Genomic DNA, 26,549 nt, shown 5'->3' on the forward strand with positions numbered 1-26,549 from the left:
GGGAAAGGCTGGCGGCTTATCGAGCCGGAGCGCGGCTGTCATCTGTGCGCATGAAATCCGAAAGGAGCATCCATGGGCCGCTTGTTCGAACCCTTCCGTCTCGGCAAATATCTCTTGCGCAATCGCGTCGTCATGGCGCCGATGACCCGCGCCCGCAATCCCGATGGTGTCCCCAATGACCTCAATGCGCTCTATTATCGCCAGCGCGCCAGCGCTGGATTGATCGTGACCGAAGGTGTGCCGATCTCGCCCAGTGCCGAGGGTTTTCTTTTCATTCCCGGCCTTTTTCGGCCTGACCAGATCATCGGCTGGCGAAAGGTGACCGATGCGGTCCATGCGGAAGGTGGGACGATCTTCGCTCAGCTCTGGCATGTGGGGCGCGTCAGCCATGTATCGAACCAGCCGGGTGGCATTGCGCCGGTCAGTTCGACAGAGCATCCGGCGCTTCATTCCGAGGCCTGGGGTTTGCGTGACGATGGCACGCCGGGCGCGGTTCCGGTCTCCACGCCGCGTGCGTTGAGCACGGCGGAAGTCGCGGGCGTGATCGAGGATTTTGCCAAAGCGGCGGCCAATGCGATTGCCGCGGGTTTCGATGGTGTCGAATTGCATGGAGCCAATGGCTATCTGATCGAACAATTCCTCAATCCCAATGTGAATGATCGCACGGATGCCTATCGCGGCGATACTCTGGAAGGGCGCACCCGCTTCGTGATTGAGGCCATTGACGCAGTCATTGCCCGCATTGGTGCGGAGCGCACCGCGATAAGGCTGTCACCCTATGGGGGGCTGTTCGATATGCAGCCCTATCCGCAAATCGAGGAAACCTATCTTTTCCTCGCCGATGCCTTCAGCCGGCGCGGCCTCGCCTATGTGCATCTGATGGATCAGAAATCGCGCGGCAGCACGGCCATTCCTCAAAACTTCCTGGCCGAATTCCGCACCTGTTACAAAGGCGCGCTGATCCTGGCCGGCGGCCTGACACGCGATCGGGCGGAGACGCTGATCGCGGAAGGAATGATTGATCTGGCGGCCTTTGGCGAGCCTTTCATCGCCAATCCGGATCTCGTCGCGCGGCTGGAAAAAGGTCTTCCCCTCGCTCTGGCCGACCGCTCGCTTCATTATGGGGGCGGCGCGCATGGCTATACCGATTATTCCGTTTATCACGGCGAAGGGGTCAGGCTATGAGGATCTTCGTCACGGGCGCAAGTGGCTATATTGGCGGTTCAGTCGCGGCCGCGCTCGCGCAAAAAGGGCATGTGGTACGGGGCCTTGTGCGCAATCCCGCCAAAGCCGAGGCCGTTAGCGCCAAAGGCATTACACCGGTCATCTTTACGCTCGACGATGCCGATCTGTTGCGCACCGAGGCCAGTGCCGCTGATGCCGTCATCAATTGCGCCGATAGCGATCATCAAGGCGCGGTCGAGGCGCTGCTCGCGGGTCTTTCGGGCTCCGGCAAGGTTTTTATCCATACGAGCGGGACGAGCCTCGTCGGCGACGAGGCCATGGGTGAGCCCTCCGATAAAATTTTTATCGAGGAAACGCCGGTCAAACCCGAGCCCGACAAGGTGCATCGCGTCGCCTTGAATAAATTGATTCTCGAGGCGGCACCCGGCGTGCGGACGATCGTGCTCTGCAACAGCCTCATCTATGGTCATACATTGGGCGTGCCTGCGCAGAGCGTGCAGATTCCACCTTTGGTCGCGCAGGCAAAGGAGAGCGGCATTCCGCGTTATATCGGTCGTGGTCTCAATATCTGGTCAAATGTCCATATTGCCGATTTGGTCGATCTTTATGCGTTGGCGCTCGAAAAGGCGCCGGCTGGCCGTTTCTATTATGTCGAAAATGGTGAAGCCACCTTCGGCGATCTTGTGCGCGTGATTGGCAAGACATTGGGGCTTGGTGTGGCGCAAAGCTGGTCGGCGGAAGAAGCGATCGCGAAATGGGGACGCGAACTCGCTGTCTTTGCGCTCGGATCGAACAGCCGGGTGCGTGCCGGCAAGGCGCGCGCGGAATTGGGCTGGGCGCCGAGGCATGATTCAGTCCTCGACTGGGTGGCGACCAGTCTGAATGGTGGCTGATCCCACCGTTGGTTCAATCGTGCCTTTGTTTTAAATGCCGGTCGATCAAAAGATTAGCCAGCGCCATGCGCCGCGTGGCGAGGGCGCGTTCCATCGGCGGATAACGGTCCGGGTGGTGCCGTTTTGCAAAATCGCGGCGGATGCGATGCAGATCCGCCGCCGGCAGATCCGGTCGAAGACCGAGTTCCCGGACAACCCATTCCTGTTCGTCTTGAATCTGGATTTGGATATGGGCGTAGGAACGATCCTGAGCCCGTGTCTTAGCCTGTTTTTCGGTATGCGCGCGGGAGTCCTCTCCCTTGGTGGTGAGAGGATCTTGGGCGTCTCGTGCATCCTGGGCGGCTGCGGCTTCCTGATAGGCGGAGGCCCAGGCGGCATCGAAGGGCACGGAACGGGTGAACGAACCGAAAAGCTGGTTCACCCAATTTTTCCAAGGGGTAAGCGAAGGGTCGACGGATGCGCCAACGCTTTCGCCTTCGTGCATCTGTGTTTCCTGTCCAATCGTCCCGTCATTCCGGTCGAGCTTGTCGAGCAGGCTTGTGAAATCGGGGGCGCTGGAAGGCTTGGACGGGCTCATGGCGGAGGGACCGGCAAAAATCAGGACATAGGGTCCTGAAGGCGAGAGACGCGAGATCGAAATCTCGAAGTCCCGCCATTGTCCTCCCCGGTGCTTGCCATGCGTTTAAAGAGATAAGGCCGATTTGATCTATTCGGCCGCCACGCCTGTTCCGATGGGGCAGGACACACCCGTTCCGCCGAGCCCGCAATAACCGTCTGGATTTTTGGCGAGATATTGCTGGTGATAATCCTCCGCATAATAGAACGGCGGCGCATCGAGAATTTCAGTCGTAATGGGGCCAAAACCGGCGGCTGCGAGCGCGGGTTCGAAGGCGGCCTTGGCGGTTTGCGCCGCTTGCTTCTGTGCTTCATCGAAAACATAGATGCCGGAGCGATATTGCGTGCCGACGTCATTGCCCTGCCGATATCCTTGCGTGGGATCGTGGTTCTCGAAGAACACACGCAAGAGATCGGAATAGGTCACGCGTTTCGGGTCGAAGACCACCAGAACCACTTCATTATGCCCGGTCTTGCCCGTGCAGACTTCTTCATAGGTGGGATTGGGGGTGAAACCACCCGCATAACCGACCGCCGTGGTGAAGACGGCATCACCGATTTGCCAGAATTTTCGCTCTGCGCCCCAGAAACAGCCGAGACCGAAGAGAGCGGTCTCATATCCCGCCGGAAAAGGCGGATGCAGGGGATGGCCGTTGACGAAATGGGTTTGCGCCGTCGCCATAGGCTCCGCCCGTCCTGGCAGGGCCTCGGCGGCGGTCGGCATGGTCACTTTCTTATGAAACCACATGGAGAGCTCCCTTGGGCTTGAGCCTACATTCTGCCCCTTGCCGCTGATCTTGGCGAATGATTTCCTTGTGTGCTTTTTTCATGTGCTCTTTTCGATGCACGGGTTCTTGGAACATCTTTCCCGCGGGCTCTTTTCTGAACCCGGCCCGGACGTTGCGCCATTTGCTTTTAGTGAAGGAGAACTCTATATAAGGATTCTTCCTTTTCTTGACTGGAATCGACTTGGGCTCGAGCCTTGCGCTTGAGCCGGCGGGAGGGGTTTGTTCCAAGACGCATGGCTTCACGCGTCCAAGGCCGGCTGGCTATGATTCGGTTGGCCATGAGCGGCGAAATCCGCAAGCTCGAGAAGGGAACCAAGCCTATGGAAAGCGTTTCCCGCTTCATGCAGGGGAATGTCTCAAGGAGAATGTCATGAGCAATGCGCCGTTGATGCCGAAAGCCACCGCCGTCTGGCTCGTGGAAAATACCTCGCTGACATTCGATCAGATCGCCGATTTCTGCAAACTTCATCCGCTGGAGGTCAAGGGAATTGCCGATGGCGAGGTCGCCGCCGGTATCAAGGGCCATGATCCGATCACCTCCGGCCAATTGACCCGCGAGGAGATCGCCCATTCCGAGAAAAACCCGAGCCGCGCCTTGCAGCTCGCCCAGTCGAAGGTCCGCCTGCCGGAGACCCGCCGGCGGGGTGCCCGCTATACGCCGCTTTCCCGCCGCCAGGATCGGCCGAATGCCATTTTGTGGCTGGTCCGCAACCATCCTGAATTGAAGGATGCGCAGATCATGCGGCTCGTCGGCACGACGAAAACCACCTTGCAGGCCATCCGCAACCGGACGCATTGGAATTCCGCCGCGCTGACGCCGACGGATCCGGTGACGCTGGGGCTCTGCACGCAGATGGATCTTGATTTCGAGGTCAATCGTGCGGCCAAGGATCGTCCGATTCTCGAGGATCGCGGCCAGACTCTGATGCCCGCCGAAGTGACGACGCAAGCCTATGACGAGGAAGGTGACGAGGAAGACGTCTTCGGTACAGTCGACAGGCATCGGCCGGAAGCCGGGGAGGATGCGATCGATCTTGATTCCGTCTTCGCGAAACTGAAGGACCTCAAGCCGGAGGAATAGGCCATTCTTGCCGGAAGGGGCGCCCCTTTCACGGGCCTTGTGATGTGGCTCCGAAAAGCGGGAGCCCGTCACAAAATTCCACTAATGCTTTCTTTTTAAAGCGGTTTCTGGCGGCGCAATCTTCAAGCAATGTTCGTGGTTTAATAAGTCTCAGCTATCGTTTTGGACCGCATGGGCGGGCGATCGGATGGGAGAGACTAACCATGAGCGATGCGATCTTGCCCCCCCACCGCAGCACGAGCAGAAGGTTTTGCCTGTTTCCGGGGCAAGCCTTAATCGTCTTGGCCTTGTTCTTGGCTGTTTTCGGGGTGGTTTTTCTGGTCGAGGGTGTCGGGGCTTTGCCGGCCAAGGCGGCCGATCTCGATCGGTACAAAACGCCTAGAATGGAAACCACTCCGCATGAATCGGCGGGGCCTTCGCTCGACCCCAATTGCCGACTCATTCCGCAGCCGCAACTCGACCTTTACGGCTATGTCCGGTTTTTCCGGCCGACGATCGTATGTTTTTCGAGTGGCCTCCTGGCCGATTCCTTCCACCGCTGGTAGTGGGTCGGAGAGACGGTAGCGACTTATAGCTCTTTAGAAAGCCATTATTTTTCAAATCAATGGATAGGTTTTCGAGGCTGTACCAAGAAGTGTTTGGGCTAAAATGTCGCAGGTCTGTTTTTTCACGCAACCCAAAGCGGAGGGGTGCGTTTCGTCCATGCGATAGGCCGAACCTTTACGGCACGGCTGCGTTAGTCCGACGGAGTCCATTCATTTCCCCATTGTATAGGCTCCATTTCGGCTGGCCGCCCCTTGTGGGCGGCTTTTTTTTTGCCGCTAGGCCTCAATCCCAAAGGGTGGCTGCCTTGGGTCTCCCTTGGGGATGATTTGGGTGTTGCTGAAGATTGAGGCCCTTATGTTTCATTCCGCTTCAATGAGCGATACGTCAGGGCGCGTCAGTGCAGCGGCCGTTTTGATGCCGCAAGAGATCCGTTCAAAAATGATCGGGACTGTGCGACGCCGCGTCGGGGGCAATTTCGTGGCGTTTCAAGAACGGAATTTGTGAGAGGGTGAATAGAAACACTAGGATCATCGTGCCGGGAAATTTGAAAGTCACCCAGACATTGGTGCTCTGCGTCCGCCAGACGATTTCATTTAAGACCGCCATGCCGAGGAAGAACAGGCCCCAGCGGATGGTGAGAAGACGCCAGCCGCGTTCGCTCAAAGCCAGGGCGTGATCGAGCATGATCGGCAAAAGGGGCTTGCCGAACAGGAGGCCGCCGAACAAGGCAAGGGCAAATCCCACATAGAGGACGGTCGGTTTGATCTTGATGAAACTCGGATCCTGCAAATAGAGCGTCAGGGCGCCGAAGATCAGTACCAGCAGAGCCGTCACCACGGGCATGACGGGCAGGCGGTGTGTCAGGCCATAGGAGACCGCCAGCGACAGAAGAACCGCCGGGATCAAGACCAGGGTCGCGGTAAAGAGGCCGGCATTCTCCCCAGCCATCAGGCTTGGCGGCAGCCAGGGTGCCGTGAGGGGCGCAAACACCTTCGGCCATGCATTGGCGAAGAAGAAGAGCAGAAAAGGCCCCATTTCCAGCAAGAGTTTCAGCCAGGGATCGAGAGGCGCTTCAGGCTTTTTCTCCATGGGATCATTCCTTATCGCCTGAGCTCAAGGCAAGACCATTCCAACAGCCCTTGTGATGACCGTTGGAATGACAGCAATTGGATTTCAAATCGGGATGAACCGCAGCGCTCACGATGAGCGTTCGGCCGGCTCGCTGCGGGCGGGGGTTGGGAGGCGCGGCGGATTGCCAAGCCTCCGGTCGAGATAAAGGCCGACTTTCTCGACCAGATCCTCCACGCAATTTTCGAAGAAATGGTTGGCGCCGGCCACCACTTCATGCTCGATCAGAATGCCCTTCTGGGTTTTCAGCTTCTCGATCAGGCCCATCACTTCCTTCAAAGGCGCGACGCGATCCTGATCCCCGTGCACGAAGAGGCCCGAGGAGGGGCAGGGTGCCAGGAAAGAGAAATCGAAACGATTGGCAGGCGGAGCGATCGAGATAAACCCCTCGATCTCCGGACGCCGCATCAAAAGCTGCATGCCAATCCAGGAGCCGAAGGAAATGCCGGCGATCCAGCAGGCGCGCGCCTCGGGATTGATGCTTTGCACCCAATCGAGCGCGGCTGCCGCATCGGACAGCTCACCCTGACCGTGGTCGAAACCACCCTGGCTGCGCCCAACGCCGCGGAAATTGAAACGGAGCACCGAGAAACCGCGTTCGGCAAAGGCATAATAGAGATTATAGACGATCTGATTGTTCATCGTGCCGCCAAATTGCGGATGCGGATGCAGCACGATGGCGATCGGAGCGCCACGGATGGTCGAGGGATGAAAACGACCTTCCAGGCGGCCGGCTGGACCGTTAAATATAACCTCAGGCATTATCGCTCCATATTCTGATTGCGGCGCGCCGCCAGGCCTCCGCAGGCTCCACGGAGTTGGAACCAGCTTGTGCGGGCAAGGTCATCAACTGTTCTCGACGCAGGCCCGCGTTCTCCTCCTACGCCTATTCATGCCCTGACCTCGGACATTCTATCCTGTCCCCATGCTCCCGGGACAAGCTTGACGTACAAGGTTTTGAAAGACTAGAATTTCTTTAAACTGGTCTCATCAAGAGAAACTCTATTCGAAACGCAGGGCGGCGATCGCGACTATTTCCCCGAGCCAGGCCATGGATCTTGCTTATGCATCTCGATCACGTCATCTCGAGGAAGTGGCTTTTAACACAAGCCAACGGTCATTTTGCAAGCATTTTAGAATAGGATTCTTGGCCGGACCATTTCAACCCGTCTTATGACCGATCCGCTTGCCGAACAGCGCGGTCCTTCTGATGCCCAAGGTGCGCGTGCGTCGTGCTCAAAGGGCGATCTCATGGGGTGAGTTCCCCGTGGAGAATTGTGCGGCGCGATATTATATAGGGGCAGGGCTGGAACGGCCCTAGTATCGAGAATCATAGATTCTCGATACGTCACGTTTTAAACTTATCCACTTGTCCTCATTGAACCGCGATGAGTCGCGGTTAAATGAGGGTGGATACTAGGGCTCCGGTCGAATTCATGGACGGAACGCGGAGAAGGTTATCAGTTTGACGGCGCGGCGAGTCTATCTCGACCATAATGCGACGACGCCTTTGCGGCCGGCGGCGCGCGCCGCCATGATCGCGGCCATGGATCTATGCGGAAATGCCTCCTCGATCCATGCCGAAGGCCGCGCTGCGCGCGCTCTAATCGAGGGTGCGCGCGAGGCAATGGCGCGTTTCGTCAAGACTTTGCCGCGCCGGGTGATCTTTACCTCCGGCGCCACCGAGGCGCTCAACGCTATTCTGACACCACGTCTCGAACGGTCAAACCGGCCCACGGCACCGTTTGATGTTCTTTTAGTCAATGCCGGCGAACATGCGAGCGTGCTTTTTGGGCATCGCTTTTCTGCCGACGCGGTCGAAACGATTGGCATGACGCCGGACGGGCGGCTTGATCTCGACGCGCTCGCCAAGGTCCTTGAGCGCTATGCGGGGCGGCGCATCATGCTGGCCCTGCAAGCAGCCAATAATGAGACCGGTGTCGTGCAGCCGGTTCTGCAGGCGGAAGCCCTGCTGCGCGCGGCTTCGTCTGATACGTTTTTCGTCTGCGATGCCGTGCAAGCCGCTGGCAAGATCGCATGTGATTTCGACGCCTTGCCTGCCGATGCGCTGATTTTTTCGGCACATAAATTCGGTGGCCCGGCTGGGATCGGGGCTCTTTGCCTGCGCGAGGATGTGCTGCTCGGGGAGCCTTTGTTGCGCGGCGGCGGTCAGGAATTTCGCCAGCGCGCCGGGACGCAGGCTGTGATCTCCATTGCTGGTCTTGCTGGCGCCCTTGTGGACATGCGCGAGACTTTTGTGCAGGACAGTGTCCGGCTTGCGCAGCTGCGGGATCAGCTCGAGAGCTTTCTTCGCACTCTCGCGCCGGCTGCCGTCCTTTTTGGAACCGAGGTGGAGCGTCTGCCCAACACGCTCTGTTTCGCCGTTCCGGGGATGGAGGCACAGGTCTTGCTTATGTTTTTGGATGTAGAGGGAGTGGCGGTTTCGTCCGGCGCGGCCTGTTCCTCCGGCAAGGTCAAGGCATCGCATGTGCTAGAGGCAATGCGGGTCGATCCGTCCCTGGCTGGTGCGGCAATCAGGCTCAGTCTGGGGTGGACCAGTCATCTTGAAGAATGTGCCTTGTTCATGCAGGCCTTTGAAAAGGCTTTCCGCACGATCAAGGCGAGGCAGGTCAAATCTGCCGCGTAGACGATCGGGCAATGTCCGGTCACCACTCGGGTTGATCGGGTTCAGGCCCGATCGAAGGGTCTGAACCAGCGGTCCTTGAAACCGCGAAGGTGAGGAGAAGAGCATGGCAGCGGCCAAAGAGACCGTCGATCAGGTCAAGTCGATCGACGTAAGCGAATATAAGTACGGATTCTTTTCCGAGATCGAGGCCGACAAGGCTCCGAAGGGCTTGAACGAGGATATCGTTCGCTTCATTTCGGCGAAGAAGAACGAGCCGGCGTGGCTGACCGAATGGCGCCTTGAGGCTTACCGTCGCTGGCTGACCATGCGCGAACCGGAATGGGCGCGCGTCAATTTCGCCAAGGTCGATTATCAGGATCTCTATTATTATTCCGCGCCGAAGAGCGCCGCGGGTCCGAAATCCCTCGATGAGGTCGATCCGGAACTGCTCAAGGTCTACGAGAAGCTTGGCATTCCGTTGAAGGAACAAGCCGCTCTCGCCGGCGTCGTCGCGGGCGAGAATGAGATGATCGACGACGAAGGCAATGTCGTGCCGATGCCTGAGCGCAAGATCGCCGTCGATGCGGTCTTTGATTCGGTCTCGGTCGTCACTACATTCCGCGAAGAACTGGCCAAGGCCGGTGTCATTTTCTGCCCGATTTCGGAAGCGGTGCATACGCATCCCGAACTGGTGCAGAAATATCTCGGCTCCGTCGTGCCGACGACCGATAATTTCTATGCGACGCTGAACAGCGCCGTGTTCTCGGATGGCTCCTTCGTCTATATTCCCGAAGGTGTGCGCTGCCCGATGGAATTGTCGACCTATTTTCGTATCAACGAGCAGAATACGGGACAATTCGAGCGGACCCTGATCATTGCCGACAAGGGTTCCTATGTGTCTTATCTCGAGGGTTGCACGGCGCCCAAGCGCGATGAGAACCAGCTCCATGCGGCGGTCGTCGAATTGATCGCGTTGGACGATGCCGAAATCAAATATTCGACCGTGCAGAACTGGTATCCGGGCGATGCCGATGGCAAGGGCGGTATCTATAATTTCGTGACCAAGCGCGGCGATTGCCGTGGCGCCAATTCGAAAATCTCCTGGACGCAGGTCGAGACGGGCTCGGCTGTGACCTGGAAATATCCGTCCTGCGTGCTGCGTGGTGATAATTCGCGCGGTGAATTCTATTCGATCGCCATTTCGAATGGCCATCAGCAGGTCGATTCCGGCACCAAAATGATCCATCTCGGCAAGAACACGACGAGCCGGGTCATTTCCAAGGGTATTTCTGCGGGTCATTCGCAAAATACTTATCGGGGTCAGATCTCTTCGCATCGCAAGGCGACCGGAGCCCGCAACTTCACCAATTGCGACTCGCTGCTGATCGGGAATTCCTGCGGTGCGCATACAGTGCCTTATCTCGAATCGCGTAATCCCAGCACGCAATTCGAGCATGAGGCGACCACCTCGAAGATCTCCGAGGACCAGCTCTTCTATTGCATGCAGCGTGGTCTCTCCGCCGAAGAGGCGACGGCTCTGATCGTCAACGGCTTCGTTCGTGACGTTCTGCAACAACTCCCGATGGAGTTTGCCGTCGAGGCGCAAAAGCTGATCGCCGTGTCTCTTGAAGGCAGCGTCGGCTAAGACGACCCGCCGAGGTCATGCCTGGACGGATCCCGCTCGATTTCTATCCTGATGGGTTCGTCCAAGCGAATGCTCCTCACTCTCTCGGCTCTTGACGTGGCTTCTGCTTCGTTGAATGGGGCCGAAGAGAGTGGCGGCTGAACTAGCCTCGAACGGTCATATTCGCTTCTCGATCAATCGCCGGCCATGGATGGCAAGAGCGCGTAGGCTTTGGCGCTTGGCTTAGCGCGCATGGCTTTTGGCTGCCCGCATACTGCCGTGAGGCAGTGTCACGTGGGTTTCCCTTATTCGAATTTTTAACGAGGGTCATCATGCTCGAAGTCAAGAATCTCAACGTTTCTATCGGCGACCGCAAAATCCTGAACGACTTCTGCATCACTGTGAAGGATGGTGAAGTCGCAGCTATCATGGGTCCGAACGGGACGGGTAAATCGACCCTGTCCTATGTCATGTCGGGCCGCCCCGGTTATACGGTCGAATCCGGCGAGGTTCTGCTGAATGGCGTCAATCTGCTCGATTTCGAACCGAACGAGCGCGCGGCCAAAGGTCTTTTCCTCGCCTTCCAATATCCTTTGGAAATTCCTGGCGTTGCGACCATGACCTTCCTCAAGGCCGCTCTGAACGCGCAGCGTAAATATCGTGGCGAGACTGAACTCTCCACGCCCGAACTGATGAAGCGCGTGAATGCGGCGGCTTCCAAGCTCGGGATCAAATCCGACATGATGAAGCGCGCCTTGAATGTCGGCTTCTCGGGTGGCGAAAAGAAGCGCATGGACATTCTCCAGATGGCGCTGCTCGAACCCTCCTTCGGCATTCTCGATGAGACCGATTCCGGCCTTGACATTGACGCGTTGCGCATCGTGTCGGAAGGTGTGAATGCGCTGCGTTCGCCGACCCGGGGCTTCCTCGTTATCACCCATTATCAGCGCCTGCTCGATTATATCGTTCCCGACACCGTCCATGTCATGGCCGGCGGCCGGATCGTGCGGACGGGTGGCAAGGAACTCGCCCTTGAACTCGAGAAAAGCGGCTATGCCGAATATCTCGGTGAAGAAAAGGCCGCGTAAGGATCCCTGCCGGAAGGAAACCCATTATGAGCGCTCAGATCATTCCTTCGAGAACGCCGGCCGAGACCACGCTCGTCGAGAGTTTCGGCGCCGTCAAGGCGACCCTGCCGGGAACGGCGGATGTCGCCAAGTTGCGGGAAGAAAATTTCGCCGCTTTTGTCGAAGCGGGCTTGCCGCATCGCCGCGTCGAGTCTTGGCATTATACCGACCTGCGCACGATCATGCGTGAGGCTCTGCCTCTTGCCCCCGTCCCGACGCCGGCCGCACTTGAAGGCCTGCGTAAGGATGTTGGCGCGCTGACTCTCCACGGCACCAAACTGGTGCTGGTGGACGGTGCTTTCGTGCCGGAACTCTCCGACACTGTCCCGGCCGGGGTGACCGTTCACTCCCTTGCCTCGGTTCTGACAAAGGGACCGGCCGAGCTTCTCACGCTGCTGTCCGGCGAGGGATTGGGCGCGGGCGATGCGATTGTCGCTTTGAATGCCGCCATGATGCAGGACGGGATTGTCGTCGAAGTCGCGCCTGGCGCGGTGATCGCTGAGCCCTTGAACCTGATCTATGCTACGGCATCCGCGATGCCGGTCGCGCGTTTCTCGCGCTCGCTCGTCGCTGTCGGTGCCAAAGCCTCCGTGACCATTGCGGAATCGAGCCTCGGCGAAGGTGGCCGCAGCGGTCAAACCAACGGCTGTCTGATCTTCTCGGTCGGCGATGAAGCCAAGGTCAATCATACGACGCAATTGACCGGCAGTCTGGCGAACAGCATCCGGATCGACACGTTCATGGTCAGCCTCGGCGCCAAGGTGAAATTCGACAGTTTCGCCTTGGTCTCTGGAGCGGGCCTGACGCGGCGGCAGATCTTCTTGCGCTTCAATGGCGAAGAGGCGGAAGCTGCTCTGCGGGGTGCCTCGCTGTTGCGCGGGCGCGAATATGCCGACACCACTTTGTTCGTTGAACATCTTGCGCCGTCTTGCGTCGGTCGCGAATTGTTCAAATATATCCTCGACGAGGAATCTGTCGGCGTGTTCCAGGGCAAGATTCATGTGGCCCCGGAGGCGCAGCATACGGACGGCAAGATGCTCAGCAAGGCCTTGCTGCTGACCGATGGCGTCGCGATGAACAACAAGCCGGAGCTTGAAATCTTCGCCGACGATGTCGCCTGCGCGCATGGTGCGACCTGCGGCGGCCTGAGTGAAGAGCAGATCTTCTATCTGCAGGCGCGTGGTCTTCCCTATAAGGAAGCCGAGGCCTTGCTTCTTGAAGCCTTCGCGGCCGAGCTCGTGGACGAACTCGAAGACGAGAAAGCGGCTGAAAACTTCCGGAGCGAAATCTCGACCTGGCTCGCGGGACGGACCACGGCCTGAGAAAATCTCAAGCTTCGGAACAGATTGATTGTCCATAAAAAAGACAGTCTGTTTCGGATAAGGCAATCATCAAAAGTGCTGGCAAGATCCAAGTGATCTTGCCGGAACGAAAAATGCGATAGACCGTCTGCGATAGACTTGGCATCAGGCGCCAAGCATGGAGTTGGGCATGAACAAGCATATAGCTGCGCAAGCGCCATGGGATGTGAATCTGATCCGTCAGGATTTTCCGATTCTGTCCCTGGAAGTCTACGGCAAGCCGCTGGTCTATCTCGACAATGCCGCCTCGGCGCAAAAGCCGAAGGAGGTCGTGGACCGTATGGTGCACGCAACCTACCACGAATATGCCAATGTGCACCGCGGTCTGCATTATCTCGCCAATGCCGCGACGGATGCCTTCGAAGTCGCCCGCGAAAGCGTGCGCTCGTTCCTGAATGCGGAAAGTGTCAACGAGATCATTTTCACGAAATCGGCGACGGAAGCGATCAATCTTGTCGCGTCCTCCTTCGGGCAAGCCTTCATCAATGAAGGCGATGAAATCGTGCTCTCGATCATGGAGCACCACGCCAATATCGTGCCCTGGAATTTCCTGCGCGAGCGCAAGGGTGCGGTGCTGAAATGGGTTGATGTCGATGATGACGGCAATTTCCTGATCGAGGAATTTGAAAAGGCTCTGTCGCCGAAAACCAAGATCGTCGCCATGACGCATATGTCGAATATGCTCGGCACGATCACGCCGGTGAAGGAAATCATCAAAATCGCTCATGATCGCGGCATTCCGGTGCTGATCGATGGATCGCAAGGGGCCGTGCATCTCGAGGTCGATGTTCGCGATCTCGACGCGGATTTCTATGTCGTGACCGGCCATAAGCTTTATGGGCCGACCGGCATTGGCGCTCTTTACGGCAAGAAGGAATGGCTTGAGAAACTGCCGCCCTTCCTTGGCGGCGGTGAAATGATCAATGAAGTGACGCGTGACCGCGTGACCTATAACGAGCCTCCGCATCGTTTCGAGGCCGGCACACCGCCGATCATCCAGGCCATCGGCCTCGGTGCCGCTGTTGATTATATGCAAAAGCTCGGTCGCAATCGCATTCATGCGCATGAAATGGCGCTGAGCGATTATGCCCATGAACGGCTGTCCAAAATCAATTCGCTGAAAATTTTCGGACGCGCCAAGGGCAAGGGAGCGATCATTTCCTTTGAAATGAAGAATGCCCATGCGCATGATGTCGCGACGATCATCGATCGTTCGGGCGTGGCCGTGCGGGCCGGCACGCATTGTGCTCAGCCGTTGCTTGCCCGCTTTGGCGTGACTTCGACCTGTCGTGCTTCCTTCGCTGCTTACAATACGTTCGAGGAAGTCGACAAACTTGCCGAGGCGTTGATCCGAGCCGAAGGCCTTTTTGCTTGAGAGATGAGGAATTCGTCATGTCCGAATCGCAAACCGCCGAAGTCCAGGAAGTTCAGCCGAACGAACCTGCGTGGATTTTTGATGCCGGTATTTCCCAGAACGAGCGGATCCGCTACACCAATGATATTGTAGCGGCTTTCAAAACCGTCTTTGATCCGGAAATTCCCTGCGACGTCTATGAGTTGGGCCTTATCTACAAGGTCGATATCGACGAGAACCGGTTGATCCGGATCGAAATGACGCTGACCGCTCCTGGTTGTCCGGTGGCTGGCGAAATCACCCGCTCGATCGAGACGGCGATCGGCACGGTGCCCGGCACGCTCGGCGTCATCGTCAATATCGTCTTCGAGCCGGCGTGGGATCAAGGCCGCATGTCCGACGAGGCGCGCATTTCCCTCGATATGTTCTGATTGAGGTTCGGTGGACGAGGTTCACCGGACGCTTTCAGCCTTTGAGTTCAAAACCTCAGGATCGTGAAGGCTGGTGAGCCTTTGCGGACATGGTTTTATTTCTCTAAAGCTGAAGTCAGCTTAGCCTTCTTCGGCTTTCAAGCCCTCAACAAAAGCCGAACGCCTCCTATATAGGCTTTACGCCTAGTGTGAGGAGTTTGGCATGGCGAATTCCGCCTTTTCAATTCTATCCCTGACGGACAATGCTGCTGCCCGCACCCGGGAGCTTTTGGCTCAGGCGGGTAATGCCGATAAGCTTTTGAAAATCGGCATCAAGAACGGTGGTTGCGCCGGCATGTCCTATACGCTCGATCTGATCGACGAGCTTGGCCCCTTGGATGAAATCATCGAGGACAAGGGTGTACGCCTCGCCGTCGCGCCGCAAGACGTGATGTTTCTGCTTGGAACGCAAGTGGATTTCGTCACGGATCGATTAGGGTCGAGCTTCACCTTCCGCAATCCAAACCAGACTGGCAGCTGCGGCTGCGGGGAATCCGTCTCGATCACGCCCGCTCAGCCCGAAACAGCCCGGTCCTGAGGCCAGGTGAGAGGCCCCTTACAGCATCGCCCGTGGATTCGGATTGAGGAGCGATACTGTGCATTGCATCAGCATGACCTTCTTAAAACTTAATCACACTTGATTTAAGAATTAATGCTTCCGCTTTTGGCGCGAGTCTGCTTCAAAGTTTGGATCGGTGACAGGGACGTTTGAGGGGAAGATCCTGAGATCGTCCGTCACCAAATCACGTCCAGATTTTTGAAAATGCATCAAATTGAGTCCAAAAGCGTTCTTCGCTTGGGGTTTGATGCGGGGGGAAGCATATGTCCGAACATCATTTCCTGAGCCTTTTGACCGGCTCTTTTTCAACGCCTTCGGATGATAATCCGACCGTGGCTATGGTCGAGGCGGCTTATCGTCATCATGGCATCAATGCCCGTTACATCAATTGCGATGTCAAGAAAGACAATCTTGCCGATGCCATTCGCGGCGCCAAGGCGATGGAATGGATCGGCTTCAATTGCTCCATGCCGCATAAGGTGGCGGTCATCGATCATTTGGACGGGCTCGCCGAATCCGCTGCCATCATCGGTGCTGTCAATTGCGTGGTCATCGCCGACGGCAAGCTGACGGGTCATAATACTGATGGCCAGGGCTTTCTGACCTCCCTGCAAAGCGTGACCGATCCCAAGGATAAACGCATTACCTTGCTCGGCGCTGGTGGCGCGGCGCGGGCCATTGCCGTGGAATTGGCGCTCGCCGGTGCCACGCATATTGGCATTGTCAATCGTGATCAGAGCCGTGGCGAATCACTTGCCAAATTGATCAGCGAGAAGACCAAGGCCAAGGCGGATTTCATTCCCTGGACCAGCGGCTATCGCGTTCCTGAAACAACCGATGTGCTGGTCAATGCGACGTCCATCGGGCTTGGCGACGCCGAGGCACTGCCTGACATTGACACGGGCTCCTTGCGCAAGGGAATGATCGTCGCCGATGTCATTTTCAATCCGCCGCGCACACATCTTCTGCGCAAGGCGGAGGAACAAGGTGCCGTCACGCTCGACGGGCTCGGAATGCTGGTTAATCAAGGCCGTGTCGGCATCAAGCTCTGGACCGGCAAGGATGTCGAAGCCTCTGTCATGCACGCGACGCTGGCGACCCTGTTCGGCGTCGCCTGACACACGATCCTATTCATAAAAAATCGGCCCCGCAGCGATGTGCTGACGGGGCCGATTTTGCGTTTCGTTTGCATCATCCATCGACTTCACGAATGCGGCTGGAAGGTGCCTTCCTTCAGCGAAGTCTCTATCTGTTCCAGCGAATGACCCGCCGTCTCTGGTACATAGCGCCAGACGAACCAGACGGCGATGGCATTGACCCCGGCAAACAGCCAGAACGTGCCCGTCGGCCCCAAAACCTCGACGAGCGACAAGGTGCTGAGCGAGATCACAATATCGCTCGCCCAGACAGATACGGCGGCCAATCCCATGGCCTTGCCACGAATGATGAGCGGAAAGACTTCCGAGGCGATGAGCCAAACGGCGACCGACAGACTGCCAAAATTGAAGACGATATAGCCCAGAAGTCCGAGCAGCATCAAAGGCACGCGGATACCGGTCATTGGACCGCCGAGAAAAACCGCGCCGAGCAGCAAAAGCGAGAGAACCGCCATCGGCAGCAGCGTGAGCATCAGCCGGCGCCGTCCGATCCGATCGATCAACAGCATGCCCATGATCGTCGTCAACGTCGAGGCCACACCGACCGACACCGAGGTCAAGAGCGCCGCCTGATCGCCGAATCCGGCATCGGTCAGGATGATCGGCGCATAATAGACGATGACATTGGGTCCGGAGAGTTGCGACAGGATCGCGACGCCAAGGCCCGCGATCAATGCGGGACGCACCCATTTCTTGGTCAAGGTGCGCCAGCCGCCATTGGGCGTCCGGCTGGCTTCCAGAATTTCATCCAATTCCTGGCGCACGGCGAGCGGGTCGCCCCGCAATTTATCAAGGGTCAGAACGGCCTGGCGCTCGCGCTTGTTGAGGAACAGCCAGCGTGGGCTTTCCGGCAAGAACAGCATGCCGACGCCAAGCAGAATGGCCGGCACAACGCCAAGAAGGAACATCATGCGCCAGGATTCTGTCCCGCCGGAAAGCAGATAGCCGACGAAGAAGGATGAAAGCAGGCCGAGCGAAAAGATGAGCTGGAACATCACGACCAAAGCGCCGCGCCGATGGGCCGGGGCAAGTTCGGCGACGTAAACAGGAACGATCTGCGTGGCGGCGCCAATGGCTGCCCCAAGCGCCAGACGCGCCACGAGGAGAACCGGTACATCGGGGGCGAAAGCACTGCCCACCGAGCCGATGATGAAGACGAGTGAGGCGAGAAGCACGGTGGGCCGGCGGCCGAAACGATCGGAAATCGGCCCGCTACAGGCAGCGCCGAAAACTGCGCCGACATTGAGCGCGGCGGCCACACATTCCTGACCAAAGGTCGAAAGATCAAAAGTTTTGGTGATATAGATCAACGCCGAGGCAACAATGCCGGTATCATAACCGAACAACAAGCCGCCGAGCGCGGCAACGATCGTGACGATGATGACGAAACGTTCAGCCTCAGCGACACCACCCGGACGGTCTTGCGGCAAGGTCTCGATGACCGAAACAGCAAGGCTATGCGCCTGCGCGTAATCCACCATGGCCCGTTCGTTCATGCTTGTCTCCCCGATCATTTACCCGTTCGGTAAAACCGGCCTCCGCGACATTTCAAGCAAGAAAGATCGCCTCGGGCAACGAAGCTTCTTCGCATTCACGGGAAGTTGTTGGGGATGAGGACACAGAAAACGGTCATGAATCGCGCATCTCTTGCGGATTCATATCCTCGGTACGGTGTTGTTTTTCACAGAAGATCTTGGAAATAGCGGCTTTTTATCTTGAGTTTTCTTTACCAGTTTCCAAATGACGGTCGCGGGTGAGCGTGCACGTGTCACGGATGCGCCGGCACGCCCGTTTTCGGATGCGGATCATCAAACTCAGACGTTTTCAGTGCTATCGGTTTTTTCCGCCGTGTTCTTGCTCGATTTGAGCTTCACGGGACGCAAGAGAAACATGGGCACGTGATCGCCGAGACCGACGACAGGCACGTCATCATCTTCATAGGAACGCCGGGACCGTGGCGGATTGGACGGTTTCCTGCCGTCGCTTCTCCCCTCCTCGACAGGACGGCGCGATTTCGGCCCGCGTGCAGCCGCTTGGCTGGGGCGTGCCTCTTCTTGCGGCGCTGGCCGTTTCGCAATCTTGCCGCCACGGCCGCGCCTGGTCTCCGTGGCATGCGCGACGGATTCTTCCGCCGCAACGTCATCGAGTGTCGCGCCACCCTGCCAATCGATCTTGCGGGCGATCAATTTCTCGATTTCATCGACATATTTCCGATCGGCGGATGTGACGATCGAGAGTGCGACGCCGCTCCGGCCGGCGCGGCCCGTGCGGCCGATGCGATGGACATAATCTTCCGCATGGGTCGGCACGTCGAAATTGAAGACATGGCTGACGTCGGGAATATCGAGACCGCGAGCGGCGACATCCGAACAGACGAGCAGATTGACATCGCCGCTCTTGAAGGCGTCGAGCGACGTCATGCGAGCGCGCTGATCCATGTCGCCATGCAGGGCGCCCGCGCTGAATCCATGTTTCTGCAGAGATTTATGGAGGACCGCGACATCGCGTTTGCGATTGCAGAAAATGATCGCGTTTTTGAGATTTTCGGCGCCGCGGATCAATTGACGCAAGGTTTCGCGCTTGGCTGGACCATGCGCCGAGGCGACAAGACCCTGGGTAATCGTCGTCGCCGTGGAGGAGGCGCGGGCGACCTCAATGCGGACCGGATTATGAAGGAAGGTTTCGGTCAGACGGGTGATTTCCGGCGGCATGGTCGCGGAAAAGAACAGGGTCTGACGCGTGAAGGGAACCAGTTTGCAGATGCGCTCGATATCGGGAATGAAGCCCATGTCGAGCATGCGGTCGGCTTCGTCGATGACCAGAATCTCTATGCCGGTCAGCAATAATTTTCCGCGTTCGGAGAAATCGAGCAGGCGTCCGGGCGTTGCAATCAGCACATCGGCGCCGCGCATGATCTTGTTTTCTTGCTCGGCGAACGAGACGCCGCCGATGAGAAGCGCGACATTGAGCTTATGATTGATGCCGTAGCGCGCAAAACTTTCTTCCACCTGAGCGGCAAGTTCCCGCGTCGGCTCCAGGATAAGGGTTCGCGGCATGCGCGCGCGCGCCCGGCCTTGTTCGAGCCGTGACAGCATGGGCAGCGTGAAGGCAGCGGTCTTGCCCGTGCCCGTCTGAGCGATTCCCAATATATCGCGTCCGGCCAGGGCATGCGGTATGGCTTCGGCTTGAATCGGCGTGGGAGACGTGTAGCCGGTCGCGGCCACGGCTTGCAGCACTTTCTCGCTGAGACCGAGTTCGTTGAAGGTCATTCTTATCCTAGACAGGGGATTTGGGAGGACCGCACCCAGGGATGCATGAAACAGCCAGTCGTTTGCGGCAAAATGCGTGAAATGTCGCAAGGCAAAAAGCTTGTCATCCTCAAGCAAGAACCATGCACAAGAGCCACGCAAAAGGCATCATAAACCTCATGAATTCGCAGTGAATTGACGAGGTCTCGACTCTCAAGAGTCTCGTTTTGCGCATTTGTTATCGGAAAAGATACATAGCTCTTGCAAATCCTGCTTTAGGATTTGTAGCGGTAAAATTCAAGTCGTCCCAAGGATAGGAAAATAAGACTTGATAAACAAGGCCGCGCGAGGGCCGATCAATCCGATTTTCCTTATATTGTCCACGCTTGCCCTGTTGACAAGGTACGGTGCGGACGAATCTGCCTAGAATGTGTCTTTTCAAGGCGTGACGAGGCGACGGTCGGTGCGCGGCGGCGGGGCCAGAAGTTTCATGAACAGGAAGGTCACGCCCAAAGTCAGCAAATAGATGAGGACCTGCATCTGGCTCGGCCGGTCTGTATAGCCGAGCAAGGCATGCAGGACTTTGCCGCCGAGGCTTGTTTCTGACAGATAAGCGGATGTGTTCCAGGCGGTTTTGGTGAGAGCCGTGAGGAGATCCGCCTGTTCGAGGAAGGCGACGGCCTGTGCCGCCATGCCAGCCGCCATGAAGGCGAGCAGGAGGCTCGTCACGCGGAACAGATGTTTCAGCGGGATGATCACGAGGCCGGAATAAGTGAACAGGCTGAGGGCGATGCCGAGCGCCAATCCGCCGAGACCACCAAGGAAGACCTGCAGGCCGGAAGCGCCCTTCGAGGCCAAGACGCCATAAAGAAAGAGAACGACCTCCGAGCCTTCCCGCAAGACCGCAATGCCGATGACGATGGCGAGCGCGCTCAGGGTTTGCGAGCCTTCCCGCACCGCATGGCCGAATTTCTGGATCTCTTCGCCCATGGCGCGCCCATGACGGGCCATCCAGACATTATGCCAGGTCAACATAGCGACGGCGATGATCAGAATGGAAGCGTTGAAAATTTCCTGTCCCATGCCTTCGAGCATATCGGCAAGGGCGCCAGCGAAAAATGCGAGCAGACCGGAGCCGATGAGACCGCCCGCAATGCCGCCGACAATATAAACCATGCGTCCAGGGATCTGCCGGGTTGCTGCAAGGATGATTCCAATGATCAGGCCGGCCTCGATCACTTCGCGCAAGACAATGATGAGAGCAGCGATCATTTCGGCTTCCTTTGCTTAAGAAGCAGATCCGCAAGGACACATCGGACCTGTTTCAATGAGGCGTCCCATGCTCCACGTCTTCGGAACGTCCCAGGGTCATTTGCGAGAAACATCGCCCGCGGAGGGGAGGCCTGAGCGATGTAATGAGGTGGAAGTCAGGCTCTGGGAACCGCATGCCGGAGAAAAATCTTCGACCTGCAACTCTCTTGATGCGGCTCTTGTGCCAGACCTCTCACTCTGGAGAAGAAGCCAGCGGCCGGCCAGAATGTCTTTCATGTTCTATCGCAACAGCGACAAACCAGCAAGCTATTGGTATTTATTTAGAATTATCCAAAAGAAGCCCGCTGTCCCAGGGCGGGTAAAAAGGGCTCTTTGTAATTGCAACCATAAGCCTGGCCGGCTATTCTGAAAACGAAAAACTATGATTATACTTCGCAAGTTTATTGCCACCCATAAAGGAAATCCCGCACACGCCTCCAACATTGGGGCAATCAATTATTCAAAAACTTTGGCCCATTTCGAGAAAGAATATGTTGAGGACAATCATTCATTCCAGTATCGTAATCATGGCGAGTTCAGTTGCCGCGCTTGCGGCGGATCTTCCGAATCGTGCCGCGCCGCCCACCGTGCCCTATCTTCCGCCATCGCCGGCCTTTTCTTGGACTGGCGTTTATCTCGGGGGACAGATTGGTTATCAATTTGGACGGGATTCTATCACGGCTCCGGGTCTTTTTTCAGTAGGACATTCACCGAACGGGGTCGTCGGTGGCGCGCATATCGGCTTTAATTATCAAGTCAGCCAATTCATCGTGGGCTTTGAAGGTGACGTGAACGGATCGAGCTATTCTGGATCTGTCTTCAACCCCGTCTTCCGAACACAATTGACATCCCGTATCCCAGTCGATGGTTCCCTTCGCGGCCGCATCGGGGCCGCTTGGGATCGTGTCCTCGTCTACGCAACCGGCGGGGCGGCTTTCGCATCGATTAAACATGGATATATCGGTTCTTCGCTCGTTCCCGGTTCCGCGACCCTTACAAATGATCGAGTCGGTTGGACAGTCGGAGGCGGCGTCGAATATGCCATGACTGACAATTGGTCAGTACGTGTCGATTATCGCTATACGGATTATGGGAACATCTCCGATTTTCCTGGCACTATCACGGTTCCACGCATACATCACGAAACGAATAATCGCGTGCAGGCCGGTTTCAGCTATAAGTTCGATACGTCTCCGCCCACCGTCCCGATCGTCGCTAAATACTGATCACTCCAGCAAATATCTGATATTCAGTATCAAGATCATAAAAATACTCTGTGATCATTCTCGCTCTGGTGATTTGGCTATTCTCGCATCGGGAATCACGGAGCCCCGATAAGACGCTTTTTTACCCTTGCCCGCATTGAAGCGCGCCTTGCCTCAATACAAGGGGAGTCTCGTCTGCGAGGGCGAGAACGGACCGCTTGCCTCTCGGCTGAAAGAGAGGCAGTGGGGCGGCGTTCCGCCGGACTGCTTGGAAACCACGACTTATCGTGATTTCCAAGAGACTTGGCGACAGTCCGCCCGCCGCATGGGACTCGATCGTGTTATCGCCGTTCGTGTAGGGCGACCCAGAAGCTGCGCTGGTCGGGCCAGCGCAGCAAGTCGATCGGCACCGTCCGTTCGATCTTGTCGGCATCGAGCAGACGGATCAGGTCTTATCGAGCGCACCAAAGGCGGCCTGAACTCCAAGCTGCATGTCGTCTGTGATGAAACCGGCAGGCCGCGCCGCATGGTGCTGACCGAAGGCCAGATGAGTGATCACAAGGGCGCTGGGCTGCTGATCGAGACGCTACCATCGGCCAAGACCCTCATCGGCGACAGAGGTTACGATAGCAACTGGTTCGGGCAAGCTCTCGAGGCCAAAGGTATCCTACCTGCATTCCTTCAACGAGAAGATGCCGCTACCCTATGACAAGGATCTCTACCGCTCCCGCCACAAAATTGAGAACCTCCCCGCCAGGCTCAAGGACTGGAGACGCATCGCCACACGCTACCGACCGATGCGCCTATACCTTCTTCTCAGCAATCTGCATCGCTGCTCGCCTCGCCTTCTTCCTCAATCAATGAGCCCTGAGCCTAGCCGTTGGATACAGCGCGCAGGGCCGGCTCCCGAAACGTTTGGAAGACATCCGGAGCGCCTTTTTGAAGCGCGAAGGGCATCGCATCGCCGTTTCGCCGAGGATTGTCGCAAAGCGCGCCGATTTGGAATTGACCGACGAGATTGGAAAGCTGCCGTGTCTCCTGTGACAAGGCATGGCTTGCCGCCGTCGATTCCTCGACCATGGCCGCATTCTGCTGGGTTACCTGATCCATCTGGTTGATGGCCGTATTGACCTGTTCAAGTCCAACCGCCTGCTCCTTCGTGCCTTCGGCGATGGCGTTAACGAGATGGTTGATCTCGCCGACCTGCCGCATGATGTTCTCGAGCGTCCCGCCGGTTTCGGCAACCAGCTTCACGCCATGATCGACTTCTGATGTCGAGGCCATGATGAGGCTCTTGATTTCCTTCGCCGCTTCCGCCGAGCGCTGCGCCAAGGCGCGGACCTCCAAGGCGACGACCGCGAAACCGCGGCCAGCATCCCCCGCCCGCGCGGCCTCGACGCCGGCATTGAGGGCGAGCAGATTGGTCTGGAAGGCGATCTCATCGATAACGCCGATGATCTGATTGATCTGTTGAGCCGATTTGGCAATGCCGTCCATGGCCTCGACGGTTCGACGCACCACTAAGCCGTTCTTCTTGGCATCCTCGTTGGCGGCAACCACGATCTGGCGCGCGTGGAGGGCTCCTTCTGCCGCTTTTTTGACAGTGGCGGTGATCTGATCAAGCGCGGCGGCGGTCTCTTCGAGGCTTGCCGCTTGTTGTTCCGTGCGTCGCGACAGATCGTCGGCGGCTGTCGAGATCTCCTGCGTTCCCGACTGTATCGTCTGGGTGCTGTCCGTGATCTGCAGCATCGTCGACAGGAGTTTCTCGAGCGAAAGATTGAAGTCCGAGCGAAGTTTCTCGAAAGCCGGGATGAACGCTTTCTCAATTCTATAGCTAAGATTGTTGTCGGCCAATTGCGCCAAGCCGAGGCCAATCTCGTTGACGGCGCGAACACGCTCAGTGACGTCGGTCGCAAATTTGGTGATCTGCACGACTTTGCCGTTCTGATCGAAGATCGGGTTGTAGGAGGCTTGTATCCAGACTTCCTTTCCACCTTTGCCGATACGCTTGAACTCGGCGGCAATGTATTCGCCGCGATTCAATTTCTTCCAGAAATCCTGGTATTCTTGCGATCGCGCATAGGCGGGCTCGACGAACAGGCTGTGATGGCGACCCTGGATCTCCTCGATGCGGTACCCGAGTGTCTTCAGGAAATTCTCATTGGCGGTGATGACGTCACCGGCCGGAGTGAAATCGATCATCGCCTGAACGCGCGAGATTGCATTGATCTTGCTTTCATATTCCGCGTTCCTGAGCTTTTCGCCAGTGATATCCGTCGCCACTTTGACGATCTTCATGACGCGCCCGTTTGCATTGATCACCGGATTGTAAGACGCCTGAATCCAGACCTCCTTTCCGCCTTTGCCGATGCGTTTATACTCGCGCGCATCGAATTCCCCGCGGCTCAACTTGGCCCAGAATTCTTGATAGTCCGGGCTGCGAACAAAGGCCGGCTCGATGAAAAGGCTGTGGTGTCGTCCCTGGATCTCGGACAGGTCATAGCCCATCAGGTCGCAAAAGTTTTCATTGGCTGAAAGGATTGTTCCGCTCGGGTCGAACTCGATGATGGCGAGTGACCTGCTAAGGGCCGCAAGCACCGCTCCAGCCTGCGACCGTGATGGGACAGAAAATCCAAACATAAAGGCACTCCAGATCAGTGTGCAAGTCAGAGGTGCGCGCGTTGATTTTGAAATGCGCCCAGCCAAAGAATGAATATTGGTCTGCGCAAATCTAAAATCACGGCGTTTTCTTGATGATTATCGTCGATTTCGGTGGTCGGAAACGTGTTAAGACATAATGTTTTAGAAGGGCAGTTAGGGTCTTGTAACGAGGTTATAAAATGATGGTTTATTATAAACTCGTTATAAGTTATATTTTTATTCAAATTAACACTTATTGTTAAGTGTATATTTGTGCGTTAATCCCTTTCTAGGGTAGTTGTCTTGAAGATATACTTGGCAAATGTAATGCCAGAGCTTTTCGGATGCCGCTCAGCGCGTCCTTCAGGAAGAGGGCCTGATGATCATCAGGCCCTCAATGTTCGGGTCCTGCCTCGTGATCCATTTGTGCTCAATGAATGGGCAGAATCGCGACCAAGATTGTCATCAACCATTCTCGGTCGCGATGCTTTTATCGTCTCTCGTGCAGGGCGACCCAGAAGCGGCGCTGGTCGGAGCGGCGCAGCAAATCGATCGGCACCGTCCGTTCGATCTTGTCGGCATCGAGCAGACGGATCAGATCTTCCGCGCCGGTGACCGCCTGCCCATCGAGGGCGAGCAGGATGTCGCCCGTCAGCAAACCCGCATGATCGGCCGGACTGTTGGGTTCGACCGCGCTGACCATGGCGCCGCTCTTTTGCGTCAAGCCGAGACGCAAGGCGATCCGACGCGGCAGGGGGATCGTGGTCGCGCCTATGCCGAGATGAGCGCGACGCACCTTGCCATGCCGCACCAATTCGCCGAGCACGAAACGCGCTGTATTGGCGGCGACGGCAAAGCAAATGCCCTGGGCGCCGGCGATGATTGCCGTATTGATGCCGATCACTTCCCCGCGCGAGGACACGAGCGGTCCGCCGGAATTCCCCGGATTGAGCGAGGCATCCGTCTGGATGATGTCATCGATCAGACGCCCGCCTCGCGCCGGCAGCGAGCGGCCCAGCGCGGAGATGACGCCCGCCGTGACGCTCGTGTCGAAGCCGAGCGGATTGCCGATGGCGATCGCGATCTCACCGGGCTTCAGTCTCTTGGAATCGCCGAGTTTCGCAGCCGGCAGATGCGTGTCTTCATCGATGCGCACCAAGGCAAGATCGGTATCCGGGTCATCGCCGAGTATCCGCCCCGACAGGCGCCGCCCGTCGAGCAAAGTGACCTCGGTGCGCCGGGCGCCCTGCACGACATGGCTATTGGTGAGCAGCAAGCCGTCCGGCGAGACGATCACGCCCGAGCCCGAGCCGGCATGACGCCCTTGGGCGTTGCGGATATCGAGCTTGACGACGCTTGGCGCAAGATTTTCGACGACCTTGGTGACGCTGCGCGAATAGGCATCGAGTAGCAGAAAATCGTCGTTTTCGGTTTCGTCCGTCTCGCGTGGCGCCGTGAATGCGGCGGTGAGAGGCTGTGTTTCAGGGGTTTCTGAATCGGGTTCGTTCAAGATAGGGGTGAAAACAGTATCGAACATCCTTTTAGTCCCTGGGCGGACTGGCTTTCGCCAATCGACGCCCGTTTGAGAATTGCGCGGCTGTTACCGCGCTCTGGTTGTAGGACATATGGGA

23 protein-coding genes are annotated in these 26,549 nt (G+C 57.3%); 14 read left to right on the forward strand and 9 right to left on the reverse strand.

Going from position 1 to position 26,549, the window contains the following annotated elements:
- The first annotated feature begins 72 nt into the window (after positions 1-72).
- A complete protein-coding gene (locus BIND_RS00450) occupies positions 73-1,185 on the forward strand; it encodes an alkene reductase (protein WP_012383106.1) in 1,113 nt (370 codons plus the stop codon).
- On the forward strand, positions 1,182-2,078 hold the full coding sequence (locus tag BIND_RS00455; protein ID WP_012383107.1) for an NAD-dependent epimerase/dehydratase family protein: 897 nt from the start codon (positions 1,182-1,184) through the stop codon (positions 2,076-2,078). The genes BIND_RS00450 and BIND_RS00455 overlap by 4 nt, the downstream gene beginning before the upstream one ends.
- 13 nt (positions 2,079-2,091) lie before the next feature.
- Here the strand turns inward: BIND_RS00455 and BIND_RS21140 are convergent, their stop codons facing one another.
- Both BIND_RS21140 and msrA read right to left on the reverse strand, forming a co-directional pair.
- Positions 2,092-2,655 carry a J domain-containing protein gene (locus BIND_RS21140; RefSeq protein ID WP_012383108.1) on the reverse strand — a complete coding sequence of 188 codons (564 nt, stop codon included), beginning with the start codon at positions 2,653-2,655 and terminating at the stop codon, positions 2,092-2,094.
- Positions 2,656-2,784: 129 nt separating this feature from the next.
- A complete protein-coding gene (gene msrA, locus BIND_RS00465) occupies positions 2,785-3,441 on the reverse strand; it encodes a peptide-methionine (S)-S-oxide reductase MsrA (RefSeq protein ID WP_012383109.1) in 657 nt (218 codons plus the stop codon).
- 410 nt (positions 3,442-3,851) lie between these two features.
- On the opposite strand from msrA, the gene BIND_RS00475 reads away from it, so the two are divergent.
- Positions 3,852-4,562 (forward strand): DUF1013 domain-containing protein, encoded by a 711-nt coding sequence (locus BIND_RS00475; protein ID WP_012383110.1) that lies wholly within the window; start codon positions 3,852-3,854, stop codon positions 4,560-4,562.
- A gap of 203 nt (positions 4,563-4,765) precedes the next feature.
- Positions 4,766-5,107, forward strand: a complete 342-nt coding sequence (locus tag BIND_RS00480; RefSeq protein WP_012383111.1) for a hypothetical protein — start codon at positions 4,766-4,768, stop codon at positions 5,105-5,107.
- 433 nt (positions 5,108-5,540) lie between these two features.
- On the opposite strand, the gene BIND_RS00485 is transcribed toward BIND_RS00480, so the two are convergent.
- Together BIND_RS00485 and BIND_RS00490 are read right to left on the reverse strand one after the other, a co-directional pair.
- The gene (locus BIND_RS00485; protein ID WP_012383112.1) at positions 5,541-6,197 is read right to left on the reverse strand and encodes a septation protein A; all 657 of its coding nucleotides are present in this window, start codon (positions 6,195-6,197) and stop codon (positions 5,541-5,543) included.
- A 108-nt stretch (positions 6,198-6,305) separates the two neighbouring features.
- Entirely contained in the window at positions 6,306-6,998 is a 693-nt protein-coding gene (locus tag BIND_RS00490) for an alpha/beta hydrolase (protein WP_012383113.1), read from the reverse strand.
- A 703-nt stretch (positions 6,999-7,701) separates the two neighbouring features.
- Between BIND_RS00490 and BIND_RS00495 the strand changes: the two genes are divergently transcribed.
- From BIND_RS00495 to aroE, 8 genes are all read left to right on the forward strand, one after another.
- The gene (locus tag BIND_RS00495) at positions 7,702-8,883 is read left to right on the forward strand and encodes a cysteine desulfurase family protein (protein WP_012383114.1); all 1,182 of its coding nucleotides are present in this window, start codon (positions 7,702-7,704) and stop codon (positions 8,881-8,883) included.
- Positions 8,884-8,986: 103 nt separating this feature from the next.
- A complete protein-coding gene (gene sufB, locus BIND_RS00500; protein ID WP_012383115.1) occupies positions 8,987-10,507 on the forward strand; it encodes a Fe-S cluster assembly protein SufB in 1,521 nt (506 codons plus the stop codon).
- A gap of 311 nt (positions 10,508-10,818) precedes the next feature.
- Positions 10,819-11,574, forward strand: coding sequence for a Fe-S cluster assembly ATPase SufC (gene sufC, locus BIND_RS00505; protein WP_012383116.1), 756 nt, complete (start codon positions 10,819-10,821; stop codon positions 11,572-11,574).
- 26 nt (positions 11,575-11,600) lie between these two features.
- A complete protein-coding gene (locus BIND_RS00510) occupies positions 11,601-12,935 on the forward strand; it encodes a SufB/SufD family protein (protein ID WP_012383117.1) in 1,335 nt (444 codons plus the stop codon).
- 169 nt (positions 12,936-13,104) lie between these two features.
- A complete protein-coding gene (locus BIND_RS00515; RefSeq protein WP_012383118.1) occupies positions 13,105-14,349 on the forward strand; it encodes a cysteine desulfurase in 1,245 nt (414 codons plus the stop codon).
- A 17-nt stretch (positions 14,350-14,366) separates the two neighbouring features.
- Positions 14,367-14,759 (forward strand): iron-sulfur cluster assembly protein, encoded by a 393-nt coding sequence (locus tag BIND_RS00520; protein ID WP_012383119.1) that lies wholly within the window; start codon positions 14,367-14,369, stop codon positions 14,757-14,759.
- A 202-nt stretch (positions 14,760-14,961) separates the two neighbouring features.
- A complete protein-coding gene (locus tag BIND_RS00525; RefSeq protein WP_012383120.1) occupies positions 14,962-15,336 on the forward strand; it encodes a HesB/IscA family protein in 375 nt (124 codons plus the stop codon).
- Between the two features lie 284 nt (positions 15,337-15,620).
- Positions 15,621-16,475 carry a shikimate dehydrogenase gene (gene aroE, locus BIND_RS00530; protein ID WP_012383121.1) on the forward strand — a complete coding sequence of 285 codons (855 nt, stop codon included), beginning with the start codon at positions 15,621-15,623 and terminating at the stop codon, positions 16,473-16,475.
- Between the two features lie 86 nt (positions 16,476-16,561).
- Here aroE and BIND_RS00535 read toward each other — a convergent pair whose 3' ends face one another.
- From BIND_RS00535 to BIND_RS00545, 3 genes are all read right to left on the reverse strand, one after another.
- Positions 16,562-18,010 (reverse strand): sugar porter family MFS transporter, encoded by a 1,449-nt coding sequence (locus tag BIND_RS00535; protein WP_012383122.1) that lies wholly within the window; start codon positions 18,008-18,010, stop codon positions 16,562-16,564.
- 318 nt (positions 18,011-18,328) lie between these two features.
- Positions 18,329-19,783, reverse strand: coding sequence for a DEAD/DEAH box helicase (locus tag BIND_RS00540; protein WP_012383123.1), 1,455 nt, complete (start codon positions 19,781-19,783; stop codon positions 18,329-18,331).
- Positions 19,784-20,200: 417 nt separating this feature from the next.
- The gene (locus BIND_RS00545; RefSeq protein WP_012383124.1) at positions 20,201-21,034 is read right to left on the reverse strand and encodes an FTR1 family iron permease; all 834 of its coding nucleotides are present in this window, start codon (positions 21,032-21,034) and stop codon (positions 20,201-20,203) included.
- Positions 21,035-21,564: 530 nt separating this feature from the next.
- On the opposite strand from BIND_RS00545, the gene BIND_RS00550 reads away from it, so the two are divergent.
- Positions 21,565-22,299: an outer membrane protein gene (locus BIND_RS00550; RefSeq protein ID WP_012383125.1), complete on the forward strand. Its 735-nt coding sequence runs from the start codon at positions 21,565-21,567 to the stop codon at positions 22,297-22,299.
- A 127-nt stretch (positions 22,300-22,426) separates the two neighbouring features.
- A complete protein-coding gene (locus BIND_RS20390) occupies positions 22,427-22,987 on the forward strand; it encodes a transposase (protein ID WP_148210522.1) in 561 nt (186 codons plus the stop codon).
- A gap of 164 nt (positions 22,988-23,151) precedes the next feature.
- Here BIND_RS20390 and BIND_RS00560 read toward each other — a convergent pair whose 3' ends face one another.
- Both BIND_RS00560 and BIND_RS00565 read right to left on the reverse strand, forming a co-directional pair.
- A complete protein-coding gene (locus BIND_RS00560) occupies positions 23,152-24,918 on the reverse strand; it encodes a methyl-accepting chemotaxis protein (protein WP_012383126.1) in 1,767 nt (588 codons plus the stop codon).
- A 490-nt stretch (positions 24,919-25,408) separates the two neighbouring features.
- Positions 25,409-26,455, reverse strand: a complete 1,047-nt coding sequence (locus tag BIND_RS00565; RefSeq protein ID WP_012383127.1) for a S1C family serine protease — start codon at positions 26,453-26,455, stop codon at positions 25,409-25,411.
- Between the last annotated feature and the right edge of the window lie 94 nt (positions 26,456-26,549).

It is taken from the genome of Beijerinckia indica subsp. indica ATCC 9039, from assembly GCF_000019845.1.
Classification (GTDB): domain Bacteria; phylum Pseudomonadota; class Alphaproteobacteria; order Rhizobiales; family Beijerinckiaceae; genus Beijerinckia; species Beijerinckia indica.